Source organism: Terrilactibacillus laevilacticus, from assembly GCF_006517395.1.
Classification (GTDB): domain Bacteria; phylum Bacillota; class Bacilli; order Bacillales; family Sporolactobacillaceae; genus Terrilactibacillus; species Terrilactibacillus laevilacticus.
In genome coordinates this window covers 53,371-59,852 of record NZ_VDCY01000016.1, presented here as the reverse complement: position 1 = coordinate 59,852, position 6,482 = coordinate 53,371, and the positions used below count along the sequence as shown (strand labels likewise).

General features: G+C 34.4%; 5 protein-coding genes, 1 tRNA gene and 2 pseudogenes. 6 read left to right on the top strand and 2 right to left on the bottom strand.

All coding sequences use genetic code 11. The annotated features are described in order from the left end of the window. The first annotated feature begins 229 nt into the window (after window positions 1–229). The 3 genes from FG390_RS13720 to FG390_RS13705 all read left to right on the top strand — a co-directional run bounded on the left by FG390_RS13720 (window position 230) and on the right by FG390_RS13705 (window position 2,396). A complete protein-coding gene (locus tag FG390_RS13720) occupies window positions 230–844 on the top strand; it encodes a recombinase family protein (protein WP_141191600.1) in 615 nt (204 codons plus the stop codon). 402 nt (window positions 845–1,246) lie between these two features. Continuing rightward, entirely contained in the window at window positions 1,247–1,678 is a 432-nt protein-coding gene (locus tag FG390_RS13710; RefSeq protein WP_141191598.1) for a GNAT family N-acetyltransferase, read from the top strand. Window positions 1,679–1,808: 130 nt separating this feature from the next. Then, window positions 1,809–2,396, top strand: coding sequence for an AAA family ATPase (locus FG390_RS13705; RefSeq protein WP_141191597.1), 588 nt, complete (start codon window positions 1,809–1,811; stop codon window positions 2,394–2,396). Window positions 2,397–2,556: 160 nt separating this feature from the next. Here FG390_RS13705 and FG390_RS13700 read toward each other — a convergent pair whose 3' ends face one another. Both FG390_RS13700 and FG390_RS13695 read right to left on the bottom strand, forming a co-directional pair. Continuing rightward, the gene (locus tag FG390_RS13700; protein ID WP_258311678.1) at window positions 2,557–3,501 is read right to left on the bottom strand and encodes an IS3 family transposase; all 945 of its coding nucleotides are present in this window, start codon (window positions 3,499–3,501) and stop codon (window positions 2,557–2,559) included. Then, a complete protein-coding gene (locus FG390_RS13695) occupies window positions 3,387–3,956 on the bottom strand; it encodes a helix-turn-helix domain-containing protein (RefSeq protein ID WP_141191595.1) in 570 nt (189 codons plus the stop codon). The genes FG390_RS13700 and FG390_RS13695 overlap by 115 nt, the downstream gene beginning before the upstream one ends. 341 nt (window positions 3,957–4,297) lie before the next feature. Here FG390_RS13695 and FG390_RS13690 point away from each other — a divergent pair. From FG390_RS13690 to FG390_RS13680, 3 genes and pseudogenes are all read left to right on the top strand, one after another. Then, window positions 4,298–4,379, top strand: a tRNA-Leu gene (locus FG390_RS13690). Between the two features lie 337 nt (window positions 4,380–4,716). Continuing rightward, window positions 4,717–5,442: pseudogene (locus tag FG390_RS13685) on the top strand (DUF3888 domain-containing protein). 399 nt (window positions 5,443–5,841) lie between these two features. Continuing rightward, window positions 5,842–6,407 (top strand): annotated as a pseudogene (locus FG390_RS13680) (tRNA-dihydrouridine synthase); the annotation flags it as partial. Window positions 6,408–6,482 lie beyond the last annotated feature (75 nt).

Below are 6,482 nucleotides of genomic sequence, written 5' to 3'. Positions count from 1 at the left end.
ATGGACTTTGAGATGACTTCAGTCTTAAGAACGACTTTAGTCGTAGACATTTTATGTCCAAATCCACCTGCTTTAGCAGGTGGTCGTTTAAGTACACTTTTACCAATACATTGATTACCAGCAATTTTCTTGTTCGTTAATATCAAAAAATTCCTTTACGGATATTCGCAGGTTTTAGGGATATATACCAACATTCATTAATAAATCAATTGAAGGAGAGAGAAACAAAATGCAAACAAAGAAATTTGGTTATGTCCGAGTAAGTAGCAAAGACCAGAATGAAGGCAGACAAATTGAATCTACGAAAGAACAAGGCATCGAGGAAAGGGATATTTTCATGGATAAGCAGAGCGGAAAGGACTTCAATCGTGAAAAATACCAAGCTTTAAAGCAATGCTTAAGAGAAGGAGACATTCTTTATATCCATTCATTAGACCGTTTCGGTAGAAATAAAGATGAAATCATAAATGAATGGCAAGATATCACTAAAATCATAAAAGCCGATATTATCGTACTGGATATGCCGCTGCTGGATACCACGAATTATAAAGACAGCATGGGTAGCTTCATTTCCGACCTTGTCCTGCAAATACTATCTTGGATGGCACAAGAAGAACGGGAGCGCATCCGAAAGAGACAGCGTGAAGGAATAGATGTTGCTATAAAAAAGGGTGTACAATTTGGTAGACCAAAAGCAGAGCCAACAGATGAATTTTACCAAGCATACGGCAAATGGAAAGCAGGAGAAATCACCGCCACCGCTGCCATTGAAGAAGCTGGAATGAAACGAACAACCTTCTATAAGCTAGTAAAGGAAATCGAGGAACAGGACAAGGACGCATGAGGACACTAAGCCAAATAAACCAAGCATATGAAGAAATCATCCACGGTCAAGTAAAAGAACCATACCGAAGCCGTAAATTGGCAGATTTAATGAATGAAATAGAGTGGACATACAATGTACCAGCTTTAAGGAATGAAACTTGGGAAAGCCATAATAAGATGGTTATATCCCTGTATAGGAAAATCAGTCTAAGCCGTTCCCTTTAATAGTAATGTAATAAAAATATAGAAAGCACATGGTATTTACAATCCGTGTGCTTTTTTGATAAATGAACTAAGTTTTCTGTTAAAATTAGCTATATGAAATGTGAAAGAATGTACTTAAATTAACGGGAGTTTAGTTAAAGAAGAAATGCTATAATTATTAAGATTTGGAAAAAACGAATTTAGGAGGAGAATTATTATGGTGGAAATCAGAAAATATAAACCGTCAGATATAGTCCAATTAACAGAATTAATGACAGATTTAGGATGCCCTTCATCTTTAGAAGAAATGAAGGTAAGAATGGAACGTATTGAATTGAATTCAAATTATTTTACATTCGTAGCTACTTTGAATGATACAGTTGTTGGGATGATAGGGATAACATTACATCATACATATACAAATAACAATGTAAAAACTCAAATAACATCGCTTGTTACAAAGAAAGAATTTCGTGGGCAAGGGATAGCGAAAAAACTTGTTAAATATATAGAAGAATGGTCTCATAGTAAAGGGTCAAATTTTATATATCTATTAAGTGGAAATAGCGAAAAGCGTATTAATGCACACGCATTATATAAGTACCTTGGATTTGAAATAACTGGATATAGATTTGTGAAAAATTTATAGGCGACTTACGTTAACAAAAAATGATTTTTTGCATGAATGAAGGAACTATAAATAACAATAGTTACTTCATGTGTTAAAGGTGTGGGTATTTTTACATTAAATGGAGGATTAATGAAAAGAAGGTTTTAATTTGTATAGAATCTTATCAATTCAAGGTGGTATGGCTGGAGGAAAAACCACCCTAACTAAAAAATTAGAAAAACATATCAATGATGTATATTTTACATACGAAAACCCATATCCCATCGTTGAGAAAAGGAAAAATAAGAACCTCAATATTTATACTAAAGAAGGATTTATTGAAAACCAACGACTATTTATTGAAGCAGAAATTAATCGATTTTATCATTTGCCAGCTGGGAAAGTGATATTCGATAGAGGTCCTGAAGATATTGAGTTTTATACTTTACATTTCCCTATCACTAATGGATTTGACTGGGATATTGAACACCTTCTTAAGGATGAACTTAAAGAAATACGCAGGTGCCGTTCAGATATTGTTCTATATTTAGATGCCAGTGAAGAAACGCTTTACCAAAGAAAGAAAAAAGACTCAAACAGAAAAAGAAGCTCGTTTGACCAAAATTTAAAATTATTTAAGTACGAAAAAGAATGGTTTAAACAATTTAACGCTAAAGTTGTAGATGTAAATAATAAAACACCTCAACAATTAGAAGAGTGGACATTAGAATTTTTAAAAGACATTCACTTTATATAATTGTGTCCCTTCTTCAATTAATGGTGCTTTAATGAAATAGAAATAACGGCACTAAATAAATTCGCTTTTTTACATTTCTTACACATCCAGCAGCATAAATAAAAAAGCCTTTTAGCCATGAATGTATTACGGTGGCGACCCCTAAAAGTTAGAGTTTTTATTATGCAGCTGATTGACTGGATTGAGTTCGGTATTCGACCGGACTCAGTCCAGTCAATTTTTCTTTTGATCGTTCATTGTTATACCAGTAGATATAATCTTCTATTCTTCTTTTTAATTCTTCATAGCTTACTAGTTTTTCCCCATAATACATTTCTTGCTTTAAAAGGCCAAAGAAATTCTCCATCGAGGCATTGTCTGCGCAGGTTGCTTTACGTGACATGCTTTGGAATACTTTATTTTTCTTTAATGTTTTCACCCATTGGTTGTGCTGGTAATGCCATCCTTGATCAGAATGGATGGTAGTACGGTAGATTGCGTGATTCTTTATAATCTCAATTGTTTCGTCTAAAGGTTCCATAACAAGATCCAATGTTGGACGTTTCTTGATTCCAAACGAAATAATTTCTCCATTATAAAGGTCAAGAATAGGGCTTAAATACAACTTCTCTTCGCCTAGACATTTGAATTCTGTAATGTCAGTTACTAATTTTTGAAGAGGAATAGGTGTATTAAAACGGCGGGATAGACGGTTTTTCGCTACCTTTCCAACCTTCCCCTTATAGGAATTGTATTTCCGAGATTTTCGCATAAATTTTACACATTTCAATCCTAGTTCCCGCATTAGTCGATACACTTTTTTATGATTAACACAATGTCCTAATTTCTTTAATTCCTTTGTGATTCGTTTATAACCATAGCGTTCATAAAACTTCTTAAATAGGTGGGTGATGAGTTCTTTTAGTTCCGTGTCCGGATCTTCTTTCCCCCAATTTTTTACATGATAGTGAAAGGTTGCTTCAGGAATGCCCACAACAAGGAAAATATCCTTTAATCGGAATCCTTCTTCTTTGAGTTCGAATGCCAATTTTGCTTGTGCTTTTCGAGGAAGACATTCGGATTTTCCCGAAAAGCTCTCAGCTTTTTTAAGTAAGTAATTTCTAATCTCAATAGTTCATTCTCACGTTCTAACTCTTCTTCACGTGTTAACTTTTTTTCTTCTTTTTTTGTTTGTTTATTGGTATTGAGTTTCTTAGACATAGAAGGTCGCCCCTTTGGTTTTGGTTTTAGGCCTTCTACTCCTTGTTCATTAAACTCTTTCATCCAGCGATTAATTAAAGAAGGATTGTTTAATTTAAAATGATTAGCAGTTTCCAGATAAGAAGCGCCTGTCTCTTTCATAAATTGTATCGTATCTAATTTAAATTGAACAGAGTATGCTTCCTTCCCTTTTCTTCGTTTTAATCCTTCAATCCCTTGAGTTTTATAGGCTCTTACCCAATTTTTTAAAGGTGTTTCAGACGGCATGTTGTACTTCCCCGCCAGTCGTGTGTATCCAAGATTTCCATTCAAATATTCGGTAACAAGCTTTATTTTATATTCCTCACTATATTTGGCCATAAAAACACCCCCAAAAGTTAGATTTATTACTCTAACTTTTGGGGGTCAGTACCTACCAGCAATGGTTGAAGGGCTTTTTTTAGCTTGTGAGCACTTTATTTACAATCGTTATACTCCGTTCCATAAGGGAGGGAGAAGCTATACATTCCATGAAAGGTTACCTTGCCTGTTTTAATACTTGTCCATTCTAACATATTATGGTAAGTTGAAATTGTAAGCAGCAGCACAATATACTATGAAATTTATGAGCGTATGCGTAACCAACACTTTTTGTGCGTACTCCTGAACTCATGAATCATTTATAAAGCTAGTGGTGCCAAGGCATCCAGACAATTTAATTTATTGATGTGGCGGAATTGGCAGACGCGCACGACTCAAAATCGTGTTCCTTCGGGAGTGTCGGTTCGACCCCGACCACCGGTATCAACTTTTTAGGTCTATTATTATCGTCAATTAAAGAAGAATTAAGGAATATCAACGTTTTAAACGTCTTTCTACAAGTTGTAGGAGGGCGTTTTTAATTTGTTTTTTAGCTGATTTTCTATACGACAAAATTACATCAAATCGTGTTCACAGGGTTGTGTTAACTGTTGAAAGGGGAATTAGTTAATGGCAAGGCGTAAAAAAATTTAGGTAACAGTGAATTGACAATTTTAGAAAACGAGAGTTAAATCAACAATAGCACCATAGTCAATCATGGTCCTAAGTAAATAAAATAAATTCACCTCTGTTGGCAAATATATAATTGAGGTGATTAAACATGAGACCAAAATTAACCACAATTTCTATAATTATTATAATTCTTATGAGTATCTTAGTGCCATACTCAGCCCATGCAACTATACAAAACGACAAAAATGATAGCATGGATTTTGATATTGACTTAACAGGTTATCAATTCTATTCATTTGGTGATTTTAATCAACTGGGTTATAAAATAACACCACTTGCCCAATTATATTTTGTAATTATTCAGTTGGAAGAAGAGTGGATTGACGAACCGCGGCTATATATCAAGGGAAACAAAGGTTTTGTTCACCTTTGAAAAAAAGATGGAACAAATGTACTTTATACCGTTGAAAAACAAACAAGTGGTCCGTTAAAAGACATGTGGAAAATTGTTGATGTTAAAAGCAAAAAAATTAACAGAATACCGGTTCCAAAACAATTACTTAAAGAAGCATTGATTGAACGCTTAGTAGACCCAATAAGTGAAGCTATTGAAACTTATTATAAGCCTAAACTGTGGGATCGGGGATTCGAGAAGATCCTTAAAATAGAGAAAGATGATACAAATTTTATTTTTTATGTAACCGTTCAAGTTCAAACTTTTGAAGGTGCACATAAAACACCTTATGGAGAAGAAACGATTATTTTTAAAATAGAAAGTAGCCAAATTAAGGTTGTTGATTATAAACATAGAGACATTCCAAGAGAAGAGTGGAGTAAGATGCAATTAAGAAATTCTTATAAAAAGACCAAGTAGTTATAAAGAAATTTGACGGATAAAGAAATTGAAATAATGAAATGATAATCTTCAATTTTTACGACTATAAAAATAGAGGGAGTAATCCAATGGAACATTATTGGGATGATTTGTTTAAAAGAACATCATGGTATTATTTACGTTATAGACCAATTTACTTTAGATGAGAGAGGCCAAATGCTTGAACTGGGTTGTGGAACTAGTCAATTAGCATTCAGATTCTCTGATTGGTTTGGGAAAAATCGTTGAGATTGATACAGAGCCTGAAATGATTGAGGAATCAAAGCGTCTTAGTAAGAGTTAGAGTGGAAAATATGGAATGGTTTATTGATGATATTAATCGACAAGTGCCTTGGGCGAAATATTAAGAGTTCATAATGAGAGGATTTGAATTTGAATATGATAGATAACTTTTGGCGTGACTTACCACGGCCATTTTTTGTACTTGCACCAATGGAAGATGTGACGGATGTTGTTTTTCGCCATGTAGTGAGTAAAGCAGGTCGACCTGATGTGTTTTTTACAGAGTTTACAAACACGGAGAGTTATTGTCACCCTGAGGGAAACCAAAGTGTACGGGGACGTTTGACTTTTACAGAGGATGAACAACCAATGGTTGCACATATATGGGGGGATAAGCTCGAATTTTTTCGACAAACGAGTATTGGTGTGTCGAAACTTGGATTTAGGGGTGTGAATATCAATATGGGCTGTCTGGCTTGAAGCTCGCTCATCAATATGGTGTTGATGGGATTATGATTGGACGTGGTATTTTTAAAAATCCATTTGCCTTTGAAAAAGAGCCGAAAGATCATAGCAGTAAAGAATTGCTTGATCTCTTAAGAATGCAACTTGATCTCCATGATAAATATTCAAAAGAATTAGAGCCACGTCCATTCAAAGCTCTTCATCGCTTTTTTAAGATATATGTCAAAGGGTTTCGAGGAGCGAGTGAATTAAGAAATTAATTGATGAGCACAGGGTCAACAGATGAAGTGCGTGCATTGCTCGATAACTTTTGACAAGTGTCTAGCAAAAAA